Genomic DNA, 22,543 nt, shown 5'->3' with positions numbered 1-22,543 from the left:
CACTAAGCGTCAAATTTTACCAAACTGTATTGGAGTCAACTGAAAACCGCTATATAACCCCTCTTAAGCCCTGGCGATTGACAATCGCGGCTACATAAACAAAGTCCGCCTGCCCGGACTAAATTATAAAGGGGGTATAATACGCGGATTTAGTATTAGGAGCTTTTGAAGTAGTTCTTAAGCAGGGGGAGAGAAAGCGGCATCAACCAACCGTATTAGACCCTATTCCACTTTTTCCTCTCCAATGGCACGATAGTAAGCAGCGATCGCTCACATCTTGCACCAAGAAAAATTGATGTTACTTCGTCACTCAGTATGAAACCAAAAGTCCTTTATATAGCGAGAAAAGCCAAGAAAAATAATGTTGCTTTATCGCACATATTTTTGGTTTGTACGGGCTTATACGGTTAGGTGCAAGATGTGAGATCGCCGCTTCTTGCTCACTGCAAAGTGTATACCGCCGAAATGCTTTCTCGCTTTGATGCCCTGTCAAGCGTTTGGCATGACTGGGATCAACTCCCAACAGCAATAACTCAGTTGCATACGTGTGGCGGAATTGGTGTGGATGCAGATTAGGAATATCAGCATAAAATATGTATTCAATATCTTATATACGACTAAACTACGACTATATTCAATCAGGGATAGGGTATACTATGAAAAACGCTTGTGGGATAGGAGCTTAACCAATGCCCTCACTATTTCCAGGTATGAATCCCTATCTCGAACACCCAGCTTTCTGGTCGTCATTCCATACTCGGCTTTTGGTGGCGAGCCTCCTCCGGAGGAGCTTCGCTAACGCCGATGCAGTTGCACCTCAGTTGCGCCCAAAGTATTACATTGAAGTCGAAACTCGCACTTACCAAGACCGGGATGGCGATGAGGTTTTAGTTGGAATTCCAGATGCTACAATCCTGAAAGCCAGTTCATCTAATATGGGTTGAGGAATTACTAGCGCCAATTCGTCGAGGTGGAAATGGCACGCCCGGACAGTGAAAAATGCCGACTTTGCTCAAAACTGAGTTCGCCCGAAGCACAGCAACGGCATGGAGAAGGTGGTGATGGATGTTGGAATCCGAAGTATTGCCACAACCGCCGTTCTTATTACCGCCATCGCGGGGTACGAAATTATCTGCGTAAGCAGAGGCGACGGGGACAGCAACTCTATGCAAGTGAGCAGTTGGGGCTTCGTGTCAGAGATTCCGAACGAGTTATAACGCTTGAAATTCCATCTCCAGCGGTTGGGGCGGCTGTTGTTCATTGGTATCGAGAAACAAAAGATTCCCCACTCCATGCATTAGGGGCAGAATTGTGGATGGGTAACGACCGTGTGGCAAAGATTGAGCCAGTTCATTGCTTAGGACTGACTGAAAGCCAAGTTAAAATGCTACTGGTGAGGATTTTGAGTGTTTTTTCTGAGCATTGTGGAATGAAAATTGAACGGTTCCGTTCTTCAGTAGAATTGCATCCGCTCAATTGTCCCACTCGACCTTGCCCACTTCATCCAGAGGTAAAAATTTGAATATAAGTCGGCAGAGTGAACTCGATTTATGGCAATCGTTAGAAACGGCATCTAAGTTTCCAGAAATGGCAGACTTGCAATCGCTACTTGAAGCTTTAGAGCGAACCATCTCAAAACAACCATTGATACAACAGTTGCATATAGCAGGGGATGCGTTGGTGCAGCTATCACGAGTGTGTGCAGCAAGAGCAGAACTGATGATGAGTCAGTGGGAACATCAATATAATCCCACTGAACCAGTAGTGGATTTAGAAAGTTGCGTGGATTTGTTCGTTCAGTCATTGTCACTAGATGTGGCAGACTTGTTTTGTGAACCAGACAGCGTCCAGTATCCTGACAGCCGAAAGAAGAAATTATCTCAAAAGGCAGATAGCTCAACTGTAGGTGAAGTGGACAAAGCTGCTCTGTTAAACATAGTCGATGAACTATTGGCAGAGCAAACGCCAACTGAAATAGAACTGGCTGACCAAATTATAAATTTGGCACATGAGGAAAATGTTGAGGAGTGGATTATTGCGATCGCTCAACACATGGCACACATCAAGACAACAATCCGCTTGAGTGAACTTCAAAAGGCACTGAATATGCCACTGGTAGAGGTTTGGTTGGGATTGTTGTTAGGTGGGTTTACATTGGAGCACAGAGGAGATTTTTATGAAAGTCAGGATATTTGGGTGAGCGATCAATAAGGTTTGATATTCTGCTTTCCTGGCACGTCTCCTCAGCCCTTTCATTCCGTCTTGACAAGATTGCACTCTGGTTCACAAAATTACCCATCCTCAGATCTTGCACCTCCCCGTACAAACCCAGGGAATGTAAAAAGATACGGAATAAGGCTACCTGATTTTTGTTAGTTTTTATCGTTAAATTAAGGGTTTTAGTTTAATACTGAGTTATTCATTACATCAATTTTTCTTGGTGCAAAATGTGAGATCAGCAACCTCGCTCTGAAGTACAGTAGCATGAAGAGCGCGTTCGACCCTTAACACCTTCACTTTCAGCAGAAAGTTAATACCATCTCGTTCCAGTAGTGTTTGAACCGCGCTCGCAATATCTGGGTTTTGCTGCGACAGGATTTGCTCACTATGCCCAATCACGGTGACCGAACAAGGCAAAATTTAAAAGTTAAAAGGCAAAAGAAAGAAAAAGAAAAAACGGTTTCAAGCCCCTAAATTTCTTTATGGAAAACTAAAAAAGATTTTTTTATGCCTACGGCACGCTGCGCGTTGGCGGAGCCTGCGCTTTGCGCTTACGAGACACATAGTGCGAGAAAAAAAGGCGTCCGCAACAAAAATCCCCTAATTTTAATTATGGGGATTCTCTTTTTACTTTTTACTTTTCTCTTTTTACTTTTTAAGCGGGAGCCAAAGCATCGGAACATCTGGGCAAACTCCAACCCAATGTAACCACTACCAAGAATGATCAGGTGCTCAGGCAACTGTTCTAGCTCCATGATCGACTCACTCGTCAAAAACCCAGTTTCTTTAAGCCCCGGTACCGATGGAATCAATGGTCGCGTGCAATTATACGTGTGACATTAAAATCTCCTGTAAAATTATGGCGTGAAATTATTCCCTTGCCAGTCTAAAATTACCATTATCTCTCTAACTCTTACCTCTGTGTCCTCTGCGGTTTTTTAATTAGGTAATCTTCGGGCGGGAAGGGAGTAGGATAATTTCATAGTTTTCTCGACCCTGAATTGGGTTCAGGCAGCTTTTGCTGGTATCGATGGCGGTAGTAGTTTGCCCCGCAGCAAAAGTCGTAATGTCCCCAGAGCAATGCTACCGATCACAATATTTGCACCAATGAATAACAGCACTGCCAAGACTCCCATCATTCCGGTCATGCCGCGTTCGACAAAAACTAAGGACGCCAGCGCCAAGGCGGCAACGCCCAACGTGAATGCCCAGTAGGATGCGGCAAAGGGTTGTTTCAACAACCACGGTAGCAGCCGCAGTAGAATCAATGCTTGCAACAGCCCATAGCCAAAAAGAATCTGGGCGAAGGTGTCAGGTTGACCACTGGTGATACTCAAGTAGGCAACACAACCGACAACAGGGGGTGCCAGTTGAATGCCCAGTGTTGGACGTAGGGATTTGGGCAAAGCCTCCAGCAGGTACAGGCGCTGCATGATGATAGATTCCAGTGCCACCCACGAAAACATTCCCATCCCAAAAAACAACGCACCCCAATCTCGATAACCGATCGCACTGGCAACGATCGCGCTGATAAAACCACCCGCAACAGTCGGCAGGTAGAGAACAGGTGTGATCGTTTCTGGATTAAGTCCGCCCATCCATAGCTGGCCGGAACGATACACGCCAAAACTCAATTGACCGATCACACCAATCACAAACAATGAGACAGCGATCGCATAGGCATAAGGCGCGATCGCTAGTGCCACCAGCACTGTAGACACAGGCACCAACCCGATAAAGCAACACAAAACCGGATGCTCGAACTCAGCCAGGGCAGCTTCCCTCGCCCACAGCCATTTGCTGACATACAGCACCAACAACAAGAGCCAGACTGCAACTGCAAGTAGCATAATGCTTTCGCCAATCCAGGTCGGCAGGTGCCAGATCTTGGCAGCTACCCGCCAGCAGCTTCCTAACCCCACTAAACCTAGAATCATGGAAAAAAAAGAAGCAGGAACCGTAATGCGATTGGATTTCACGAAGGCAAATTTTAGACGTGATTTTCTCATGGTCGAGTTTCCTGGCTGCAATACAGAGATGCAAACGATGATGCAACGCCACCTTCTCAAAGATTGAGGTCGGACAATCCGGGATGATCATCGGGACGACGACCAAGTATCCAGTGGAATTTGCGATCGCTCTGGTGAATTGGCAGGTCGTTGATACTAGCAATACGCCACCGCATAAATCCGTGTTCGTCGAACTCCCAATTTTCATTACCGTAGGAACGGAACCAGTTGCCGGAATCATCATGCCATTCGTAAGCAAACCGAACAGCAATTCGGTTGTCTCGAAAAGCCCAAAGCTCTTTAATAAGACGGTAGTCCAATTCTTTAAGCCACTTACGTGTCAAAAACTGTACAATCGCCTCACAACCAGATAGAAATTCTGAGCGGTTGCGCCAAACGCTATCCGACGTGTAAGCGATTGATACTCGTTCAGGGTTACGTGTGTTCCAAGCATCTTCTGCGATTCGGACTTTTTGGATGGCGGATTCATTATCGAAAGGCGGCAGGGGTAGTCGAGGATTTTCGGGGTTGTTCATAGTATGGCAGTGTACAATAAAATTTCAAGCGTTTCTATAATCAGTCGCCGCACCTTTACTTACGAGCAGTCAAAGGTCTGATTGCAATAATTTGCCTGTACTGTGACTCCCTTGCTCCCATGGTAAAGACTGGCTTCCTGAGAGGATTTTAGCGATGCTGCATTTGGCGAGTGTAACTCAAGAGGCTTACCCTAACTGAGCTTGAAAAAAGTGCATAACACCCGCCCTTAGAATTCAACTTTTCGTACAAGCTAGCTGCGTCAAGATACGGTTGTTTTTATACACCTCTAAAGTTCCAGCCTGCGGGTTATCCAAGGTGCCATCCCACACCCAATATTCATAATTTTTATTCCGAAACTTATACACTCGAACACCTTCTGTCGCTTGGCTAGTTCCTCCATCCAAACTTAAATTACCGTTGGGACTGGTCGCGCGATAGAGCAGTTCACCGTCCGTATAATTCCGCCAAATATTGATGTTGTAGCCATCCTGGCATTTCGTACTTAGGATGATGCCAGCAGTAGAATCAGCAGAGGCTCTTAAGGAAAAATTAACTAAGACACTGATTGGTACAGCAAGGAGTAATGCGGCTCTTTTCAGTAGTGTTTTCATTGTTTTCAAGAGTATTGTAAAACTAATTAGACTCAAATCGTTCACGTCGGATTGCTTGTTCTTAATCCCGGATTGAGCAGCGAGATTCCTCTACCCAAACTCAAATTACCTTTAGGACTTGTCGAGCGATAGAGTAAGCTGCTATGGCTTTGGCTCCCGGAGGTAATTCGGTCTATGTCATCCGTCGTGTTAGACACTCGCAGCTTGAGAGAAACGTTTTTCAGTATTCATATATTTTGGTACCCAACCTTCAGTCGTCGTGAAGTAGCGCACAGCTTTAATCCGTTGCAATGGCGTTAGATCAAATTAGTGTTCAGTGTTCGCTGGACGTTGATGTAATCCTCTGCTTACACCGTCAACTCGAACTGAGTACCATCAGGACGCACAAAGCCAAATACCCCATCATCAGCAATCATGTAGCGGACTTCATGGTCAGTGTGGTATGAATTGCGTCAAACTTAGCCAGGAGAGTGCTGAGGTTTGGAACCTGTGGATACAGCACAATTAAGTCACGAGACTAATAGTCGGCTGTTTGCTTGAGTTGTTCAAAGTGGCTAAACAGGATAGATCGTTTCATCTTCCTTACGCCATGCGGGATCGACTATGCTAATGAATACCAGTGGATCTTCCCCACAATTACGAATAAATTGCCTAGCATTCGGTGGAATGTACACTGCATCTCCTGGTTCTACTATCTGAAGTTCACTATCTATATGCATTTCTCCTCTCCCACTGAGGATGTAATAGACTTCGGAAGTTGTTAAGGAGTGGGAAGTTGACGTTTTTCCAATTGGCACTACTGCATGAGCTAGACTATACCGTAATTCCAAAGGTTGCTTATCAGGATGCAAAAGTTCTCGCACTCATTGTGCCATCTCCAGCGATGAATTCTTCGCATGTACTAAGTTTTTGAATCAAAATTGACTTAACTAGATGCATTGACAAAAGTCCTCAAATATGAGTCTTCATGTGCCAGTAAAGCGACCCTCCTGCGGAGGCGCTTCGCTAACGCGTAGATAACGAGTCAGCACCTCTGTGCCACCATGTTTTATGTCTACCTCACTCGCCTCAATAATATGCAGATAAGCTGCGACTCAAAGGTGCCATAACTATATGGTTTGGTAGCTCAGGCTCACCAAGTTTGTAAGGAGAAAGTAAGTTGATATCTGCCATCGGTTTAGACCTCTATAAGTAGGTAAACGTAAGGTGGGGATTGTTCATCATTCCAACTTGGGTTACACAGTTTTGGTGGGTAATGCTATCTCACATCGTGACAACAACTCTGCTACTGGAAATAGTTGCGCCAACTTTCGGGTAACGCTTCAAGTTGAGTAGCGCTCAAATCTGTGCCATACCGCCATCGACAAACAGCTCGATGCCGTTGACAAAGCTGCTGTCGTCACAAGCGAGAAAGACAACGGCTTTGGCAATCTCATCAGGCGTGCCGACTCGTCCCAGGGGGATGGTGCTGGCTTGGCTGTCCACGAATTCCTGCAACTGCTCATCACTCAGTCCCAAGTGATCGTAACCAGGAGTCGGAACCACGCCAGGACTAATGGCGTTAATCCGGATCTTGCGCTCTTTAAGGTCGAGTGTCCAATTACGGGCAAACGAGCGCACGGCGGCTTTGGTTGCGCTGTAAACACTGAAAGCTGGGGTACCCTTTACAGAAGTAATCGAGGCATTCAGAATGATGGAAGCGCCTTCTGGCAACAGAGGCAGTGCCTTTTGCACGGTGAACAACAGACCTTTGACGTTAATATTGAACGTTTTGTCAAAGTGTTCTTCGGTGATTTTGCCGAGTGGTGCGATTTCACCAATACCAGCATTGGCGAAGACTACATCGAGGTGTCCTTGCTCTTGCTTGATTGTGGCAAACAGGCGTGAGAGGTCTGCCAGATTGGAAACATCGCTTTGAACACCTGTGACATTTTTACCGATCGCTTCCACGGCGGCATCCAGTTCAGTTTGGCGACGACCTGTAATGAAGACATAGGCACCTTCAGCGACAAAGCGCTTAGCAGTGGCAAGACCGATGCCGCTGGTACCGCCGGTGACAAGAGCGATTTTTCCTTCTAGTTTGTTCATTATAATGAGTCCTGTGATTGTTGAGCTTGAAAGAGTTGTCCGACTGCTGTTCTAATAACTATACCGAACGAACGGTATATATTTAATGTACCGTTCGTTCGGTTCAATGTCAAGAGAAAACTTCTTGCCTTGCAATAGCCCAAATTCCTGGTATCTTCGTCTCCAGGCGATCATTGACTGGGATAAATCGGCATGTATTCAGTGCCACACCAGCATCGTTTCCCAGCCAGAACTATTTGTTACTGGTGAAAAAGTTGTTAACCTAGCACGTCGCTGCCCCGCTCGGTTGTTTCCACACCGCAGCAGCATAGAGCGAGTTCTCAAAATCGGGGGCAATATCGCCTGTGATACGTGCCTCATGATGCGCCCAGTCCTCAAAGAACAAGTCGTGACTGATGCGCGATACTATTGCAGGTACGTCGCGACGGATGCTGTGGATGTCACCAACTGGCAAGCCGAAGCTGACCAAACCAGCAGGATTAAATACGTGAATGTCTTTCAGATAAGGGGCAGTGCCAGGTACTTTTTCTTGGTATTCGTGGGCGCTACCGAGGTAAGGGTGCATCCCCAAATTGTCGTCGCGCAGGTCTTCTGGTGGCTCGTAGCGATCGCGCCAAAGGGCAATATGCTGGGCAAAGTCGGCTAGTTCAGGACGCTTTGTTGGGTCAACGAAGTAACCAGTGCCAGCGATCGCAAAATCAAACTCGAAAACATCATCGTTTACCTGGATGGCAATACGTTCGCCCTTGGCGGCGGCTTCCGCATCGCCCATTTTCCGTACCGATTTCCAGGGTGCAGATAGGTGGATGTGAAAGTTCGGGAAAGCGATCGCTCGCTTAATCGAGTTCGGTGGTGGCGCGGTGCCTGCTTGATGAAAGCGCCAAGCCTGGAACCAGCGGGCTGCATCGGGTAGTTGGGGATAATTGTCGTAAACGCCAGGGTAATCCCGTACCCGCAGTACTGACAGAGATGCGATCTCCGATCGCCGTACAAACAGGTGTACTGCCTTAGCTCCCGATTCCAACGCCACTCCTGCTGCATCGAAAGCTGAAGCCGCCGCACCCAGCACCGCCACAGTCTTACCGCGCAGTGCTTCAAAATCGATGGCATCGGCGGTATGTGCGTACAGCGTGCGTGGTAAGTCAGCCAGTACTGGAGGTATGTATGGACCACCAGTGCCAGCTACGCCATTAGCGAAGATAATTTTGCGCGTAGTCTCTACCTGCGGGACACCGTTTACCTCAAGGTGCAGTCGGAAGAAACCTGCGTCTGGCTCAATCCGCACCAACTTCGTCCGGTAACGAACCTGGATACCGAGGAAATGCCGATACCAACTGAGGTACTCAGCCCAAGCCACCCGTTCAATGCGATCAATCTCCGCGTAGGCTGCCGCACCGTGCCGCGCTTCGTACCAGGCTTGGAAGGACAATTCTGGGATTCCTAGTTCTGGACCCGGCAGATTTTTCGGCGTGCGGAGCGTTCTCATCCGCGCTCGCGTCAGCCACACGCCTGCATGAGCCTCGTCATCGGCTGTATCGATCTCCGTCACGCGACCGATGCCAGCACGCCGTAACGCAAAGACAAAGGTGCTACCGCTGCCGCTGCCACCTATTATAGTGACATTGTGATCGATGCCAGGGCGATCAGGTACCCAGTTTTCGGGATCGGGACCGAGCAGGCGTAGTGCCTCGCGGGCAGCAAAATCGAAATCGGTCGTTGTTGTCATGTCAATCTCCTGAGATCTCGTCGCGATGGATGGAAAAATCGGAATAGCAGACAATTAAGCTGTTACTAAGTTCTGATTCGCGGGTGTGGATTTGCTACTAAGCGTGTTCTCCGCAACGTGGGTGGTCAGAAAGCAGCGAATATGAGCTGCGATCGCCTCTCCGTCTTCCTCCAGAGCAAAGTGCCCGGTATCGAACAAATGAAACTCAATATTCTGCAAGTCGCGTTTGTAGGCATGGGCTCCCTCTACTAAAAAGCCCTGGTCGTTTTTGCCCCACACCACCAGCGTTGGCGGTTGATACTGACGAAAGTAGGCTTGCCATTGCGGATACAGCAGCAGATTGGAATGGTAGCTGTATTTCAATGCCAGTTGAATATCTAGGTTGCCAGGGCGATCGAGGAGGGCTTGATTCAGAGTCCAAGTATCGGGACTGAGGGCTTCTAAATTTCTGGCTCCCGTGGTATAATACCATTTCGCGCCCTTGATAGCTAGAGCCTGACGCACCCGCTCAGTATTTTCGGGTGTCTTGTTCTGCCAAAAATCTCGCATTGGTTGCCAGAAATCACCTAGCCCTTCCTCGTAGGCATTGCCATTTTGCACGATCAGTGCCTCTACCCGCTCTGGATGCTGCGTGGCAAGACGATAGCCAATGGGAGCGCCATAATCCATCAGGTAAAGACTGTAGCGTTTCAATCCAATCGCATCGATAAAGCCTGCGATTACTTTGGTGACATGATCAAAGGTGTAATCAAATTCATCTACCGCAGGCATTGAACTATACCCAAAACCAGGATAGTCAGGTGCAACCAAATGGAATTGATCCGCAAGCGCAGGAATTAAATTGCGGAACATATGGGATGACGTTGGGTAGCCATGTAGCAGTAAAATTGTTGGATGATCACGGGAACCCGCTTCACGATAGAAAATATCTAAACCATCAATTGAGGCTGTGCGATATTTGGTCATGCGGTTGCTCCTTGTATGACACCACTGCCTAAGTGTTGTTTCAAAAACGCCAAGGTGCGATCATGTGCTAATTCTGCAGCTGCTTGGCGATAAGCGGAACTACCCGCACGACTAAATCCGTGGCTCACTCCTTCATAGTGATAGATGGTTACCAGGGGGTTGTCTTTCAGCTCTTGCTGAATGCTTGCTTGAGCGTTCGGCGACACATACTCGTCGTTTTCACCCATGTGCAACAGCAGTGGTTTCTGAATCTTTGTCGCCTCTGCTAAATTCTTGTCAAGGTCAACACCGTAGTAACTCACATTGGCATCTGCATCGCTACGGGTCGCCATAAAATATGCCAGTTTGCCACCCAAACAAAAGCCCAGACTGCCGACCTTGCCTGTGCTGCTGGGATGCTGCCGCAGAAAAGCCAGACTTGCCTTCAGGTCTTCTACGCCGCTATCTACATCAAACGCTTGGAGTAGCTCAAAGCCTTTAGCCCACTGCTCCTTAATTTCAGAATCAAGCTGCACACCCGGTTCTAACCGCCAATACAAATCTGGCACGAGCACTAGATAGCCTTCTTTAGCATAATCATCAGCCGTCTGGCGCATATTTTGATTGACCCCAAGAATTTCCTGAATCAACACAATCCCTGCACTAGGCTGAGTACTGGGTACTGCTAAATAGGCGCTAAAACTGCCTCCAGACAAGGCTGGAATGGTTACATTTTGAGTTGTCATAGTTTCCTGTTGCACAGATGTGTACTGATTGCGTCCAATTAAGGCAAGGTTCCGGGAGAACCCAGAAGTTCGTCGCCAACCTCGGCAGAAATACGGTCATACAGCGCCATGTCTGCTGGTTCTGTTTCCTCCACCGTTCCGACGGTTTCAACCACCCGAGCAAAAGCACTGGGCGCAGCAACAACCAACCCACGAGCTGGCTTATCGCCGACCGTGGCGACCACATGAGGGGTGCTTGGAGAAATTAGATAACTGTCACCGGGTCTTAGCACCACCTTGTTCTCACCTGCCCAGACTGTGAACTCCCCGGACAGCACATAGAGTTGTTCGGAATAGCGCGTGTGGCGATGGAGAGGTGTTTGTGTCCCAGGTGGGAAGTAGCCTTCGATCAGATCGTACTGGCCTCCGGTTGTAGTGTGATCCGCGAGGATGGTGAGACGAGTGCCAAATAACCAGAGAGTCTGTGTCATGATGTTCCTATTGGTAAGTAATTTGTGTGACCAATACTCAAGCTTCTGACTCAAATTGAGAAAGCGTTCATGAATGGCGCTGACTTAATAGCAAGTCAGCGGCCACACTTTGCGCTGATTACGCAAGGATGGGTTGTAGTCGTGACGAGAGAAATTGCGTGATGTAGTTTGCGATCGCATTCCCTTCCTCTTCCAGAGCAAAATGTCCGGTATCAAGTAAATGTAACTCAACGTCTTTGAGATCGCGCTGGTAGGGATAAGCACCTTCAGCCGGGAAGATGTAGTCGTTCTTACCCCAAACAATTAGGGTGGGGGGTTGATATTTGCGGAAATACTCTTGCCACTGTGGGTATAATGGTGGGTTGGTGCCATAGCTATAAAGCAGCGCCAGTTGAATCTCACCGTTTCCGGGGCGATCAAGGAAGAGTTGATCCATGTTCCAAGTATCTGGGCTGATCGCTTCAAGATTGCGAACGCCGTTGGTATATTGCCACTTCGTTGCTTCCAAGGTGACAAGATATTTGAGTTTCTCCGCATTCTCAGGCGAACGGTCTTGCCAGTATGCTTTGATCGGGTCCCAAAATTCGCGCAGACCTTCTTCGTAAGCATTCCCGTTTTGCACAATCAGAGCTTGCACTCGCTCTGGATGTTTAGCCGCAATCCGATAGCCAATGGGAGCACCGTAATCCATCACGTAAAGGCTGTATTTCTTGAGATCGATTGCGGCAATAAACTTCTCCACAATTTCAGCTAGGTGATCAAACGTGTAGTCAAACTCATTCACGCTTGGCATCGAACTATTGCCGTAACCAGGATAATCGGGTGCAACCACATGGAAGCGATCGGCAAGCGCAGGTATCAGATTACGGAACATGTGAGATGAGGTAGGGAAGCCATGCAACAACAGAATAGTTGGATTATCGCGAGAACCAGCTTCTCGATAAAAGATATCTAAACCATCGATTGAGATTGTGTGAAATGTAGTCATGAATTTACTCCTTGTAAGTTTGTAAAGGTTTAAACGCTCACATCCGATTGTGCCTGTGGTGATGATGAGCATGATCCATTGCATATTTGGGATGATTCATCATTCGCAGCATGTCTGGTTCACCTATCTTAAAAAAGCGGCGTTGCTCAGACCGTGACAAGATCAGCAGGCGTGATTGTACTGGACTGTACTCCTGTTAGAATACCAAGCAATTTGCTGGTGTCGCCCATGTTAAGCTGAATTAATGTGTCATTTTGCTGCATCCCTGTCCCCTGAAAGATTATCAGTTGGTCAAACGGGATGTTGTCTAGCTCAATCTGATCTTGTCCCTGTGTGAAGTCAACAATCGTATCTGTCTCGTCTCTGGTTAATCTAAAGCGATCGCTCCCTTCGCTGCCTACTAGCGTATCCTGGTCGTATCCTTCCATCAGTAAGTGACCTGTCAATGGATCTGTTTGCTGGGCTGAAGCCGATTCCGGATCAATATAGCTCATCGCTTTGTTCCAGACCACACCTCCCACGTATCGACCCATTTGCCGTCCCACCAAATCTCCATCTTCAAAGTGGATGCCACCATAGCGACGGGAAATTCCTGCTTCATCGGCTGCATCGCTAAAAGTATCCCAGTGCAGCGTCACATCCGTGTCGTGCCCAGGTTTATCGGGTAAGCCAGAAACGCCTGCAGGCTGAGTATAAGAAGCATTAAACGCATCACTTCCGGTAAACCGTCTCAGCGCTTCTGCCGCTGCCCCACTAAAGGCACTGTGTCCAGAAACGTATTCGGACCAAGGCGGGGTCTTCAAGTAAGGAGTCCAGCCTGGATCATACAAAGATTGAATCACGCTGATGGGACGCTCGGAATCGTAGACGAGTTTAGTATCCCAGGAGGAAATCGTAGAATCGAACAGCGCGTTGTTCAGCACAAAAAACATCTTGGCATCATCGTCCAGGTCGTGGTTATCCCGATTGGAGATGGCTTCAGCAAACCGATTCCAGGTGCCGATCGGGGTTTCAGTTCCAGGTAGTTGTGCCCAGAATTCGGCAATGGTTTTTTGCTTATCAGTTAGATTTTGGCTGATCTCGTAGACATCTTTTGCCTGCTGCTTGTAGCCGTCTGGGTCAGATTCAATCGTCTTTGGACCAACCACTGGACGAAATTGCTCACCCGACTCCAGCGCAAACGGCTTAACCATTCCCCACTGGGGCGTGAGGAACTGTTGAGCTACCATGCCGCCCTTGCCGTCTGAAATTAGCTGCGGCTGCCAGCGATCGGGGTGACTAAAATTGTCTGGCGTATTCACTGGCTGATAGTTCGTGTAGTCAGAGTAGGCACCGGGATGCAAATCGCCTAATTGGTTCGAGCCATCATGCTGGCGGGCTTCCAGGATTTCTCTTGCAGCAACGTTGCCAATTCCCGTTGCAGTCGTGGTGTCCGTGGAAGTATCAGCGGGGTCATAGCCGAGTTGGGTCATCAGGGGATCAAATCTGGCGGTATCGTTAGGAAACAACGCGGTTAAAGCCCGATAAGCCGCATAGCTAATTGCTGTCTCTTTGTTTTCCTGCGTGTTTTCCGATTCAGGGCGCTGCGCCGGATCGTTAGGCTGTGTCCCAACCGCAACTGGATCATAAGCTGCCCAGGCATCGAAGATGGCAGTTTGCACGATCGCCAGCGTGCGTGCTGCCACGGTTGGTCCTGTATCCGTATCATGAATCGCATCCGAGGCAACGTTGTTCCACTGAATCACGACATTCGGATCGGGACTTGCTTCGATTGGCATACCGCCAGGACCCACTTGAATTGTATCGCTCATGCAAAAAACTCCTTGTTCAAGGTTTTGTATAATGCTTTGGCTCAGTTAAAATGACTGAACCGATTCAAATTACGGCAAATTAATCTATCTCACATCCTGACGACGACTCTGCTCCTGGAAGTAGTTGCGCCAACTTTCGGGTAAAGCTTCAAGTTGAGCAGCTCGGTGAAGTAGCTCTGGATTGTTCTGCTCACGGGTATAGAGTTGAGTGATATCGGCAACCGTGATTTTGTTATCATCCCGGCTTACCAACTCTAGAGTGTCTCCAGCTCCAACTTCGCCCTCTTGCAAAACACGGAAGTAAAATCCGGTTCGACGACTGGCGAGAAATCGTTTAACCATATCAGGTCGTCCAAACCGAATCCCAAGTTTGTAGCAGGGTAAGCGAGGTTGTGTCACCATCAGTTTTACAGTGCCGATCGCAAAGCGATCGCCAATGTTCAGTTCCTCTTCTCTCAGCCCAGTGGTCGTGAAATTTTCACCAAATATGCCTAGCGGCAGTTCTGTGCCAGGCAATTCACCCCGCCAGTAATCGTAATGCTCGAACGGATAGACATAGATTGCTTTGTCTAATCCTCCATGAACGGTTAGATCAGCTTGTCCGTCACCGTCTAAATTGAGCGAACGCACCATCAGGCGTTTGCTGACTGGTTCTTTGAAAATTCCAGTGCTAACTGTTTTGTCTTTCCAGGTCACTTCACGCGGAAGTCCGACGTTGACAGAGATAAGTTTCATATTTAGCTCCAAAGTTTTGGATTACATTCAATTACGGTAGCCAACATGGGATATCGAAAAAATGAATGAGTTGTTTATTGGAGTGTTTGATTGATTAAAGGTGCAATGACCGCGATGTTTTTGACCAACTCATCCGAGAGAGAGAACCGCTGTTTTAAGTAACCAGGATCGTTGTAACTCAGCCACACCTTGCCGTCAGCCGCTTCCCATGCCAGTACTTTCAGGGGTAAATCCAGAGCGATCATCGGTTCTGCAAGCATGAGCGGTGTTCCAGCTTTAGGGTTGCCAAACAGCAATAATTCCGTCGGACGTAAGCTTAATCCAACTTTTTCGGCTTCCGCCTGTTGATCAATGCGGGCAAAAATGGTGATGCCTTTTGCCTGAAGGATAGCTTCTAAGCGATCAATGGTTTCGGTTACTGAATATGGGCTGGGCTGACTGATGATGCCGTTATTTGCATGCATAACAACAGTGAACTCCTCAACGGTTTTGGTGATGGGTATTTTTAGAGCATTTCAAATCTGTGCCATACCACCATCGACAAACAGCTCGATGCCGTTGACAAAGCTGCTGTCGTCACAAGCGAGAAAGACAACGGCTTTGGCAATCTCATCAGGCGTGCCGACTCGTCCCAGGGGGATGGTGCTGGCTTGGCTGTCCACGAATTCCTGCAACTGCTCATCACTCAGTCCCAAGTGATCGTAACCAGGAGTCGGAACCACGCCAGGACTAATGGCGTTAATCCGGATCTTGCGCTCTTTAAGGTCGAGTGTCCAATTACGGGCAAACGAGCGCACGGCGGCTTTGGTTGCGCTGTAAACACTGAAAGCTGGGGTACCCACAGTAGAAGCAGTCGAGGCATTCAGAATGATGGAAGCGCCTTCTGGCAACAGAGGCAGTGCCTTTTGCACGGTGAACAACAGACCTTTGACGTTAATATTGAACGTTTTGTCAAAGTGTTCTTCGGTGATTTCGCCGAGTGGTGCGATTTCACCAATACCAGCATTGGCGAAGACTACATCGAGGTGTCCTTGCTCTTGCTTGATTGTGGCAAATAGGCGTGAGAGATCTGCCAGATTGGAAACATCGCTTTGAACACCTGTGACATTTTTACCGATCGCTTCCACGGCGGCATCCAGTTCAGTTTGGCGACGACCTGTAATGTAGACATAGGAACCTTCGGCGACAAAGCGCTTAGCAGTGGCAAGACCGATGCCGCTGGTGCCGCCGGTGACAAGAGCGATTTTTCCTTCTAGTTTTTTCATTTTGGATGAATTCTGTGGTTGTTAAATTTGAACCTGAACAGAACACTAGGATTGAGCGGAATGCGACGGCGGAAGAATGGTAACGCCATACTGAGGCGCGAGCAGCATCACTTTCTCAAGATCCGCAGTTGTAACTGGTGGCGGCGGAGCATTAGGATCTTCCACTTTTGTCCCGATCGCTGCAAAGAATTTCTCAATTCCAGCAGGGGTTGCCCAACATAACATTTTAGCAGGCTGTGAGCCGATATTGGTAAACTTGTGGAGTTGACCAGGAGGGGAGTGCAGGAAAGTTCCTGGTGTCGCAACGACAGTGCGATCGTCAAGCTGAAACTCTACGTCTCCGTCTTCAATGAAAAACGCTTCAGCTTCTCGGTTGTGAATATGGGGCGGTGTGCTGTTGTGGGGTTGAATCACTAGTTCTAAAAGCGCGTAATTGGCATTGGTTTCTTCGCTGACTGCCTTAAAAGTATACAAATCACCCAACACCCAGTATGAGTCACCTTGACCCGGTTGCAATACGATTCCATTTAATTGAGTCGTCACCATAATCATTATCCTTGTTTCAAATGTTCTTTGCGAAATGGTTCAATGACAATTTTTGGGTCGATTGCTACTGAGCTTCCAGGTATTACTGAACGGCGGCTAACCCTTGTTTCACTTTCCTGAAGAACTGATTGGGTTGTTCAAACCAGGAAAAATGGCCCGCCTTCTCAATCAGAATGAGCTTGGAGCCTGCGATCGCCATATGCAGTCGATGGGCATGGAGTGGTGAGCAAATAAAGTCATGGCTACCAACTACAACCAGGGTCGGAACACCGATCTCTCCAAGCCGCGACATCAGATTGGTTTTGTTCCACTGGCATTGAGCAGAACCTTTGAACGCATCCACAGACATTGATGTTGCAGCATGGTGAGCCGCATTCAGCTCGAGATTGGCAACATCGTAGTAATAGAATGGTAGGATAGTTTGGGTAAACGTCGCTAGGGCTGCATCTGACTCTGGCATATCCTGACTCGTGAATGCTTGGTAGGCAAGGTCAAACCAGGGTTCATGCTGGCGTTCCTGCATACGCGCTTCCATATCAGCGTGCGACTCCTCATCTTGGAAGCTTACTGCGTCGAGAAGTATGAGGCCAGCACAATGCTCAGGGTACTGTAAGGCATAATAGAGCGCGTGACGGCCAGCTTCAGAATGCCCCATTAACCAGACGCGATATTGCCCTAATTGCTGGCGGAGTGCATCGACATCGGCAGCAAAGTGATCGTAGGTATATGCATTTGCTTCCGTCGGTCGCTGAGAATGACCCGTGCCGCGTGTATCAAGATAGACGAGGGTGAACATCGCTTCGAGCGGGGTCAATGTCCCTAAGTACAGCTCGGAACCCGGTCCCCAGCCTGGAGTCGGCATGATACAGATGGGACCGGTACCGGAGACTTTGTACCAGAGCTTGAGCCCTTGAGAACTGACGATCGCTTCTTTTGTTTGCAACACAGTACTTTGCTCCTTGTTGTGAGGTGAGGATTAATCCCAGTACAATGAACTACCCACCCTTACTGCGTAGAAGGGCGGGTTTCTACATCCAGCCCAGCAAGAGTAGATTTCTGACGCTTCGCGCGTCCCAGTTGCTTCAAGATCACCAGCAGTTTTGCTAGTACCTGAAGTAGAGCTAACGACATTTACTCGTCTACGTTAGCGAAGCGGCGCGTTAGCGCGGCTCGTTCCAAACCCCGGTAGTATTCCTTTCGCCCAATAAAGCATCACTTCGGCAGCCGCTATATCCCTATCCTACGTATATCCACACTCGACGCATTGATGAACTCTTTGACTCAATGTCTTTTTGTGTTGATACCCACATTTGGGACAAGTCTGGCTTGGCTTCACTTTCTTTGTCGGAACTTCGACGAACACCCCACCTGTCTGTTCTATTCCGACGCCTCAAGTTCATTGGGCTTTGAGCGGGCGGTTGTGACGACTGTTGCACCAGCTTGCCTCAGATGTTTGACAATAGCTTCGCCTATGCCTTTGGTTCCGCCTGTCACCAGCGCTCTCTTGCCGGATAACTCGTTAGGGTTAATTTGGATCGTTGTCATTTGCCTAAGGTTCTCATTTGGGTGTTGAGATGTGACGTCTGCGCTTGCTGCCTGCTTACAATTTTGAAAACAGCAGATTTAACCCTTCGGTCATGGTAGGATGAGTTAACACGCCATCGCGCAGAACGGTGTAAGGCATCTGAGCCTGCATCACCATCTGCACCGTCGAAATCACTTCACCCGCTTCATGACATAAGAGTGAACATCCCAAAATACGTCCTGTCTCGGTATCGATAATCGCCTTCAGTAGTCCATCAATTTGACCAAATGTTCTCGCTCGCGGAATGGCTGACGCATCCAGCTTAGCGACTCGGATGGCATATCCTTGTTGCTGCGCTTCGGTTTCAGTCAGACCCACATGCGCCAGTTCTGGATCAATGAACAGACAGGAGGGAACTAAGCGATCACGTGTGCTGCGGTTGCTTCCATCAATCAAATTCGCTTTGATAATACGATAATCGTCGAGCGACGCATGGGTATATTGCGGTCCCCCATTGATATCCCCTAACGCCCAAATCCCTGGTATGTTTGTCTCTAGGCGATCGTTGACTTGAATAAATCCACGTGCATCGGTTGCCACACCAGCAGCGGCTAAATTTAAAGTATCGGTTGTTGGCGCACGACCAACGGCAACGAGTAAATGTGAACCCTGGAGGCGAATTTCACGCTCACTCACCTGGAGCTGAAGAGCGGTTTCATTACCAGAGTGCTCAACCTTCAACACCTTCGCGTTCAGTAGAAAGTTAATGCCGTCTCGTTCCAGCAGGGTTTGCACCGCGATCGCAATGTCTGGATCTTGCTGCGACAGGATTTGCTCACTGTGTCCAATCACGGTGACGCGAGCGCCAAAACGCCGGAACATCTGGGCAAACTCCAAACCAATGTAGCCGCTACCGAGAACGATCAGGTGCTCAGGCAAGTGTTCTAGCTCCATGATCGACTCACTCGTCAAAAACCCGGTTTCTTTGAGTCCCGGTACGGGTGGAATTAACGGTCGTGTGCCTGTATTGATAAAGAAATGTTCTGCGGTGAGGTACCGAGTCTTTCCCTCAGTGGTTGTCACCTCAATGGTTTTTTCAGCCACAAACCGTCCCATCCCAATAATCAACTCGTGACCCAAAGCTGTTTCTAGATTGTGCAAGTTCATTGCACGCATGGATTGCACAACCGACCGTTTCCGTTGGATTACCGCTGCTAAATCAACAGTGGGTGCATTGGCTTTCACACCATAAGCGGCACTGTTTCGCACTGTATTAGCTACCTCTGCACTCGCTACCATCGTTTTGGTGGGAATGCAGGCGACATTAATGCATCCACCGCCAATCATGCTTAAGCTACGTTCAACCAGAGCGGTTTTACGTCCGTCTGCAACCAAGGCGGGTGCCAGTGTTTTACCTGCTTTGCCACCGCCAATGATAATAGCATTGTACTGTTCTGCATTCATGGCTTTCCTCATGTGTTTGATGGTGTAAATCTAGACAAAACCAACTTGTTGATCGCTCGTCCAGTTTCCAGTTGAGCATGGACTTTGACAAGATTCTGCGGATTTAAATCAGTGAACAGCTACCTACGCAGTGACGTCTGCGGGCGCTTTGGGGGATTTAAACTCGCCCTCCGGGTTCGCCACTTGCTCTACTTGGGGAAACCCCAAGACCGCAGTGGCTCACCACCAACGCTTATGCCTACGGCAGGTCTCTTGACGAACGGTCCAATTGGTGTGGTGTTTCCCCCAACGATAAAACTGATAACTGGTAACTGTTAAAGCACCCAAATGCTCACTCATTGTGGTTTGGATGACCTGTTGCTCCACTAATGTAGAAACTTTGTTTAACAATTCATGTTGAGCTTTTATATCATCGGTTTCATACATAGAGCAAGTAAACATAAACTCCCAAACAAAAGTCACACTTTTGTTCTTGAGCAAATTCATGTCGATGGGATGTTCTGTTTCAACTAGTTGTTCGCAATAGCGCGTGTGGCTATGGAGGGGTGTTTATAGCACAAGCCGGACAATTGGGACACTTTCGTGTCCTAGCCTCTACTTTCTTTCGTAGAAATAGTCCGGCTTGATCTTGCCCTTAAGACACTCGGGCATCTCGCTCGAGAAGCAGAGCACCGCACCGAGGGGACGATGATGGATAGCAAGATGGACAATTAGACCGTCTGGGTTCTTGATGAGGATTGTCACGCCAGAAAGGGGCTGTCCGCCGAACGCGGAAGCGTTCCACTCCAAATATGTTTGCTGAGCGCTTTTGACTTGATGAGTGAAGGTGAGCGCCTCGTAAACTTTGCTGGCGGTAGCCATAACACTTTTCACGCAATCCCGCTTGATCAACGGGCGGACAAACACGCTGGCTTCAAAAGTGACGTTGTCGGTAAAAGCGTCTGCGAATGAGTTTTCCGACTTATCGGCGAAGGCTTGAGTCCAGATCTGCATTTGGATGTCGGTCGTGGTGTTGCTGGTCATGTAGGATATACCTGAGAGATGAGGGGCAGCCTGATGTTGACGATCTGCGCTAGGAAGTTTTCCAGCATCGCCTCATGTGGGGGGTAGATCTCCGGGCGCACCCAGAATTTCGTCGCCAATCTCAGCGGAAATGCGTTCAGTTAGCTCCATGTCCGATGGTTCTGTCTCATCCAGCGTCCCCACTGCTGCAATCAGTCGAGCAAAGGCACTGGGCGCAGCAACGACCAAACCACGAGCTGGCTTATCGCTGAGCGCAGCGACGACGTGAGGTGTGCCAACCGGGATCAGGAAGCTTTCACCCGCGCTTAGCACAACCTTGTTCTCACCTGCCCAGACTGTGAACTCCCCGGACAGCACATAGAGTTGTTCGGAATAGCGCGTGTGGCGATGGGGAGGAGTCTGTGAGCCAGGTGGGAAGTAACCTTCAATCAGATCGTACTGACCTCCGGTCGTGGTGTGATCGGCAACGATGGTGAGGCGAGAGCCAAAAAACCAGAGTGATTGTGACATCAGATTGCTCCTAATAATTAATGACTTGTGTTATCAGCAGTAATTGAAGAAGTGCGATGTACTCTTAGTACATCCTGGGACTCACCCAACTGCTGTTCTAACTCGGCAATCCGAGCTTGCAGGGGAGCCATCATCGCTTCAACTTCTGTTTCTGAATAACGGATGGGAATATGCTGGTGACAATTCTCGCTGGTGGCTTCCACGTGGAAGAGGATAGCGCGTTCAATTACGGCAGGATAATCTGGAACTCGTAGTCGTTCAATTAATGCTGAATCCCCTTCAACATATTCAGCTGTTCCCCAAATCTTGATGCGTTTGCGATGACGATAATCCATCAAGAATAAAAACGCTTTGTCATTGCCAGACAAATTGCCCACCGTGATGTACTGCACATTCCCAGAAAAGTCAGCAAAGCCGAGGGTTTTCTCATCGAGCACCTTCAAGAAACCGGACGGTCCGCCCCGAAACTGGATATAAGGATAGCCATTAGAACTGACGGTTCCCAAGTAAAACCCATCAAGTTGTGCGATGAATTCCTCAATTTTGGGAGTAATGGAATCATTGTCAGGACCATTAGCAATATAGCGTTCATAGGTCTGCCGTGAACCCCGTTGTTCTTGTGCGGCTTGTACAAGAGGCGTAAAAGCAATTTCTCCAAACTTACGTGGCATATACCCTCCTTACGCTGCAACAGGCTCTGCAATACCAATCATGCCGACAAAACCAGGAAGATGTTTGACGCGCTCGATCCAAGCAAGCACATTTGGGTAATTGTCTAGGAAAATTTTACCATCGGGAGCGAGGGCAACGTAAGGGAAGACTGCTACATCGGCGATCGTCGGACGTTCTAACTCCAGCCATTCCCGATTTGCTAAATGATCGTTTAATTGAGTCAAGATGAACTCTGCCTTCTGATTGGCGCGTTCTAGGTTGATGCTGGTCGCTTTGAATAGGTAGTACAAACGTGCCGCTTCTGGACCTTGCCGAATTTCTCCCGCTGTAGTCGATAGCCATCGAATCACACGGCTCATCGGTTCTGCCTCTGTTGGCAACCAGGATTCACCACCATACTGCCAAGCTAGGTAAACAAGAATCGCTTGAGCATCGGGTATAACAGTATTTTCATCAACCAAGACTGGCACTTGCCCAAACGAATTCAGTGCTAAAAATTCAGGCTGTTTGTGCGCCCCTGCCAACAAATCGACTTTAATCCACTCGTATTCTAAGCCCAGCAAGGAGAGCATTAATTTTGCTTTGTAGCTGTTGCCAGAGAGTTCGTAACCATAGAGCTTAATCATGGGTTAGTCCTCCAAATTAGATAGAA

Annotated in this window: 30 protein-coding genes and 2 pseudogenes; 3 read left to right on the top strand and 29 right to left on the bottom strand. The window is 48.4% G+C overall.

The features are described 5' to 3' along the window. Positions 1–421: 421 nt before the first annotated feature. Positions 422–586: pseudogene (locus AACT52_RS15425) on the bottom strand (tyrosine-type recombinase/integrase); the annotation flags it as partial. A 103-nt stretch (positions 587–689) separates the two neighbouring features. Here AACT52_RS15425 and AACT52_RS15420 point away from each other — a divergent pair. The 3 genes from AACT52_RS15420 to AACT52_RS15410 are packed head-to-tail and all read left to right on the top strand — an operon-like array spanning position 690 to position 2,211. After that, a complete protein-coding gene (locus AACT52_RS15420) occupies positions 690–944 on the top strand; it encodes a DUF4058 family protein (protein ID WP_073631949.1) in 255 nt (84 codons plus the stop codon). 32 nt (positions 945–976) lie between these two features. After that, positions 977–1,522 (top strand): hypothetical protein, encoded by a 546-nt coding sequence (locus AACT52_RS15415; protein ID WP_073631947.1) that lies wholly within the window; start codon positions 977–979, stop codon positions 1,520–1,522. Next, positions 1,519–2,211, top strand: a complete 693-nt coding sequence (locus AACT52_RS15410) for a hypothetical protein (protein WP_233153953.1) — start codon at positions 1,519–1,521, stop codon at positions 2,209–2,211. The genes AACT52_RS15415 and AACT52_RS15410 overlap by 4 nt, the downstream gene beginning before the upstream one ends. A 216-nt stretch (positions 2,212–2,427) precedes the next feature. On the opposite strand, the gene AACT52_RS15405 is transcribed toward AACT52_RS15410, so the two are convergent. From AACT52_RS15405 to AACT52_RS15270, 28 genes and pseudogenes are all read right to left on the bottom strand, one after another. Next, positions 2,428–2,619, bottom strand: a complete 192-nt coding sequence (locus AACT52_RS15405; protein ID WP_073631945.1) for an NAD-binding protein — start codon at positions 2,617–2,619, stop codon at positions 2,428–2,430. A 152-nt stretch (positions 2,620–2,771) separates the two neighbouring features. Continuing rightward, on the bottom strand, positions 2,772–3,032 hold the full coding sequence (locus AACT52_RS15400; protein ID WP_073631943.1) for an FAD-dependent oxidoreductase: 261 nt from the start codon (positions 3,030–3,032) through the stop codon (positions 2,772–2,774). A 195-nt stretch (positions 3,033–3,227) separates the two neighbouring features. After that, positions 3,228–4,229: a dicarboxylate transporter/tellurite-resistance protein TehA gene (tehA, locus tag AACT52_RS15395; RefSeq protein ID WP_073631941.1), complete on the bottom strand. Its 1,002-nt coding sequence runs from the start codon at positions 4,227–4,229 to the stop codon at positions 3,228–3,230. 56 nt (positions 4,230–4,285) lie between these two features. Beyond that, positions 4,286–4,765: a nuclear transport factor 2 family protein gene (locus AACT52_RS15390; protein ID WP_073631938.1), complete on the bottom strand. Its 480-nt coding sequence runs from the start codon at positions 4,763–4,765 to the stop codon at positions 4,286–4,288. 234 nt (positions 4,766–4,999) lie between these two features. Continuing rightward, positions 5,000–5,377, bottom strand: coding sequence for a hypothetical protein (locus tag AACT52_RS15385; RefSeq protein WP_073631936.1), 378 nt, complete (start codon positions 5,375–5,377; stop codon positions 5,000–5,002). Positions 5,378–5,566: 189 nt separating this feature from the next. Then, positions 5,567–5,930: pseudogene (locus AACT52_RS15380) on the bottom strand (acireductone dioxygenase); the annotation flags it as partial. 1 nt (position 5,931) lies between these two features. Then, positions 5,932–6,240 carry a cupin domain-containing protein gene (locus tag AACT52_RS15375; RefSeq protein WP_233153952.1) on the bottom strand — a complete coding sequence of 103 codons (309 nt, stop codon included), beginning with the start codon at positions 6,238–6,240 and terminating at the stop codon, positions 5,932–5,934. 475 nt (positions 6,241–6,715) lie between these two features. Next, positions 6,716–7,465 (bottom strand): glucose 1-dehydrogenase, encoded by a 750-nt coding sequence (locus tag AACT52_RS15370; protein WP_073631934.1) that lies wholly within the window; start codon positions 7,463–7,465, stop codon positions 6,716–6,718. A 262-nt stretch (positions 7,466–7,727) separates the two neighbouring features. Continuing rightward, positions 7,728–9,191 (bottom strand): SidA/IucD/PvdA family monooxygenase, encoded by a 1,464-nt coding sequence (locus AACT52_RS15365; RefSeq protein WP_073631932.1) that lies wholly within the window; start codon positions 9,189–9,191, stop codon positions 7,728–7,730. A 54-nt stretch (positions 9,192–9,245) separates the two neighbouring features. Next, positions 9,246–10,157 (bottom strand): alpha/beta fold hydrolase, encoded by a 912-nt coding sequence (locus AACT52_RS15360; protein WP_073631930.1) that lies wholly within the window; start codon positions 10,155–10,157, stop codon positions 9,246–9,248. Next, positions 10,154–10,882, bottom strand: a complete 729-nt coding sequence (locus AACT52_RS15355; RefSeq protein WP_073631928.1) for a dienelactone hydrolase family protein — start codon at positions 10,880–10,882, stop codon at positions 10,154–10,156. Before AACT52_RS15355 ends, AACT52_RS15360 begins: the two co-directional genes overlap by 4 nt. 38 nt (positions 10,883–10,920) lie before the next feature. After that, on the bottom strand, positions 10,921–11,352 hold the full coding sequence (locus AACT52_RS15350) for a cupin domain-containing protein (protein ID WP_073631926.1): 432 nt from the start codon (positions 11,350–11,352) through the stop codon (positions 10,921–10,923). A gap of 118 nt (positions 11,353–11,470) precedes the next feature. Beyond that, entirely contained in the window at positions 11,471–12,340 is an 870-nt protein-coding gene (locus AACT52_RS15345; protein WP_073631924.1) for an alpha/beta fold hydrolase, read from the bottom strand. Between the two features lie 146 nt (positions 12,341–12,486). Further along, complete coding sequence (locus AACT52_RS15340) at positions 12,487–14,151, bottom strand: vanadium-dependent haloperoxidase (RefSeq protein ID WP_073631922.1); 1,665 nt, start codon at positions 14,149–14,151, stop codon at positions 12,487–12,489. Positions 14,152–14,235: 84 nt separating this feature from the next. Continuing rightward, positions 14,236–14,886 (bottom strand): MOSC domain-containing protein, encoded by a 651-nt coding sequence (locus tag AACT52_RS15335; RefSeq protein ID WP_073631920.1) that lies wholly within the window; start codon positions 14,884–14,886, stop codon positions 14,236–14,238. Between the two features lie 74 nt (positions 14,887–14,960). Next, the gene (locus AACT52_RS15330; protein WP_073631918.1) at positions 14,961–15,350 is read right to left on the bottom strand and encodes a DUF302 domain-containing protein; all 390 of its coding nucleotides are present in this window, start codon (positions 15,348–15,350) and stop codon (positions 14,961–14,963) included. Positions 15,351–15,401: 51 nt separating this feature from the next. Next, complete coding sequence (locus AACT52_RS15325; RefSeq protein WP_073631916.1) at positions 15,402–16,151, bottom strand: glucose 1-dehydrogenase; 750 nt, start codon at positions 16,149–16,151, stop codon at positions 15,402–15,404. A gap of 45 nt (positions 16,152–16,196) precedes the next feature. Then, a complete protein-coding gene (locus AACT52_RS15320; protein ID WP_198940927.1) occupies positions 16,197–16,697 on the bottom strand; it encodes a cupin domain-containing protein in 501 nt (166 codons plus the stop codon). An 82-nt stretch (positions 16,698–16,779) separates the two neighbouring features. Then, positions 16,780–17,643 (bottom strand): alpha/beta fold hydrolase, encoded by an 864-nt coding sequence (locus AACT52_RS15315; RefSeq protein ID WP_073631914.1) that lies wholly within the window; start codon positions 17,641–17,643, stop codon positions 16,780–16,782. Between the two features lie 59 nt (positions 17,644–17,702). After that, complete coding sequence (locus AACT52_RS15310) at positions 17,703–17,828, bottom strand: hypothetical protein (RefSeq protein ID WP_272937101.1); 126 nt, start codon at positions 17,826–17,828, stop codon at positions 17,703–17,705. Positions 17,829–17,937: 109 nt separating this feature from the next. Beyond that, positions 17,938–18,033, bottom strand: coding sequence for a hypothetical protein (locus AACT52_RS41375; protein WP_443216649.1), 96 nt, complete (start codon positions 18,031–18,033; stop codon positions 17,938–17,940). Between the two features lie 41 nt (positions 18,034–18,074). Continuing rightward, entirely contained in the window at positions 18,075–18,242 is a 168-nt protein-coding gene (locus AACT52_RS15300) for an SDR family NAD(P)-dependent oxidoreductase (protein ID WP_083630338.1), read from the bottom strand. A gap of 55 nt (positions 18,243–18,297) precedes the next feature. Beyond that, positions 18,298–19,686 (bottom strand): mercuric reductase, encoded by a 1,389-nt coding sequence (locus tag AACT52_RS15295; protein WP_073631912.1) that lies wholly within the window; start codon positions 19,684–19,686, stop codon positions 18,298–18,300. Between the two features lie 219 nt (positions 19,687–19,905). Further along, entirely contained in the window at positions 19,906–20,127 is a 222-nt protein-coding gene (locus AACT52_RS41370; RefSeq protein WP_158054651.1) for a hypothetical protein, read from the bottom strand. A gap of 153 nt (positions 20,128–20,280) precedes the next feature. Further along, positions 20,281–20,709, bottom strand: a complete 429-nt coding sequence (locus AACT52_RS15285; RefSeq protein WP_073631908.1) for a hypothetical protein — start codon at positions 20,707–20,709, stop codon at positions 20,281–20,283. 72 nt (positions 20,710–20,781) lie between these two features. Next, positions 20,782–21,219 (bottom strand): cupin domain-containing protein, encoded by a 438-nt coding sequence (locus AACT52_RS15280; RefSeq protein ID WP_073631906.1) that lies wholly within the window; start codon positions 21,217–21,219, stop codon positions 20,782–20,784. Between the two features lie 17 nt (positions 21,220–21,236). Next, positions 21,237–21,890, bottom strand: coding sequence for a pyridoxamine 5'-phosphate oxidase family protein (locus AACT52_RS15275; RefSeq protein ID WP_073631904.1), 654 nt, complete (start codon positions 21,888–21,890; stop codon positions 21,237–21,239). Between the two features lie 9 nt (positions 21,891–21,899). Then, positions 21,900–22,517, bottom strand: coding sequence for a glutathione S-transferase family protein (locus AACT52_RS15270; protein WP_073631902.1), 618 nt, complete (start codon positions 22,515–22,517; stop codon positions 21,900–21,902). Positions 22,518–22,543 lie beyond the last annotated feature (26 nt).

Source organism: Scytonema sp. HK-05 (assembly GCF_963872035.1).
GTDB lineage: Bacteria > Cyanobacteriota > Cyanobacteriia > Cyanobacteriales > Nostocaceae > Kalymmatonema.
The sequence above is the reverse complement of the archived record's forward strand: the minus strand, read 5'-3'. Positions and strand labels throughout refer to the sequence as shown.

Excerpts from the sequence above, each read along its gene's own strand:
- AACT52_RS15415 (WP_073631947.1), top strand. The coding sequence starts at position 977 with ATGGCACGCCCGGACAGTGAAAAATGCCGACTTTGCTCAAAACTGAGT.
- AACT52_RS15310 (WP_272937101.1), bottom strand. The coding sequence starts at position 17,828 with ATGTCGTTAGCTCTACTTCAGGTACTAGCAAAACTGCTGGTGATCTTG.
- AACT52_RS15295 (WP_073631912.1), bottom strand. The coding sequence starts at position 19,686 with ATGAATGCAGAACAGTACAATGCTATTATCATTGGCGGTGGCAAAGCA.
- AACT52_RS15365 (WP_073631932.1), bottom strand. The coding sequence starts at position 9,191 with ATGACAACAACGACCGATTTCGATTTTGCTGCCCGCGAGGCACTACGC.
- AACT52_RS15335 (WP_073631920.1), bottom strand. The coding sequence starts at position 14,886 with ATGAAACTTATCTCTGTCAACGTCGGACTTCCGCGTGAAGTGACCTGG.
- AACT52_RS15300 (WP_083630338.1), bottom strand. The coding sequence starts at position 18,242 with ATGACAACGATCCAAATTAACCCTAACGAGTTATCCGGCAAGAGAGCG.
- AACT52_RS15325 (WP_073631916.1), bottom strand. The coding sequence starts at position 16,151 with ATGAAAAAACTAGAAGGAAAAATCGCTCTTGTCACCGGCGGCACCAGC.
- AACT52_RS15280 (WP_073631906.1), bottom strand. The coding sequence starts at position 21,219 with ATGTCACAATCACTCTGGTTTTTTGGCTCTCGCCTCACCATCGTTGCC.
- AACT52_RS15390 (WP_073631938.1), bottom strand. The coding sequence starts at position 4,765 with ATGAACAACCCCGAAAATCCTCGACTACCCCTGCCGCCTTTCGATAAT.
- AACT52_RS15350 (WP_073631926.1), bottom strand. The coding sequence starts at position 11,352 with ATGACACAGACTCTCTGGTTATTTGGCACTCGTCTCACCATCCTCGCG.
- AACT52_RS15285 (WP_073631908.1), bottom strand. The coding sequence starts at position 20,709 with ATGACCAGCAACACCACGACCGACATCCAAATGCAGATCTGGACTCAA.
- AACT52_RS15270 (WP_073631902.1), bottom strand. The coding sequence starts at position 22,517 with ATGATTAAGCTCTATGGTTACGAACTCTCTGGCAACAGCTACAAAGCA.
- AACT52_RS15370 (WP_073631934.1), bottom strand. The coding sequence starts at position 7,465 with ATGAACAAACTAGAAGGAAAAATCGCTCTTGTCACCGGCGGTACCAGC.
- AACT52_RS15345 (WP_073631924.1), bottom strand. The coding sequence starts at position 12,340 with ATGACTACATTTCACACAATCTCAATCGATGGTTTAGATATCTTTTAT.
- AACT52_RS15355 (WP_073631928.1), bottom strand. The coding sequence starts at position 10,882 with ATGACAACTCAAAATGTAACCATTCCAGCCTTGTCTGGAGGCAGTTTT.
- AACT52_RS15340 (WP_073631922.1), bottom strand. The coding sequence starts at position 14,151 with ATGAGCGATACAATTCAAGTGGGTCCTGGCGGTATGCCAATCGAAGCA.
- AACT52_RS15275 (WP_073631904.1), bottom strand. The coding sequence starts at position 21,890 with ATGCCACGTAAGTTTGGAGAAATTGCTTTTACGCCTCTTGTACAAGCC.
- AACT52_RS15385 (WP_073631936.1), bottom strand. The coding sequence starts at position 5,377 with ATGAAAACACTACTGAAAAGAGCCGCATTACTCCTTGCTGTACCAATC.
- tehA (WP_073631941.1), bottom strand. The coding sequence starts at position 4,229 with ATGAGAAAATCACGTCTAAAATTTGCCTTCGTGAAATCCAATCGCATT.
- AACT52_RS15360 (WP_073631930.1), bottom strand. The coding sequence starts at position 10,157 with ATGACCAAATATCGCACAGCCTCAATTGATGGTTTAGATATTTTCTAT.
- AACT52_RS41370 (WP_158054651.1), bottom strand. The coding sequence starts at position 20,127 with ATGTTTACTTGCTCTATGTATGAAACCGATGATATAAAAGCTCAACAT.
- AACT52_RS15320 (WP_198940927.1), bottom strand. The coding sequence starts at position 16,697 with ATGGTGACGACTCAATTAAATGGAATCGTATTGCAACCGGGTCAAGGT.
- AACT52_RS15420 (WP_073631949.1), top strand. The coding sequence starts at position 690 with ATGCCCTCACTATTTCCAGGTATGAATCCCTATCTCGAACACCCAGCT.
- AACT52_RS15330 (WP_073631918.1), bottom strand. The coding sequence starts at position 15,350 with ATGCATGCAAATAACGGCATCATCAGTCAGCCCAGCCCATATTCAGTA.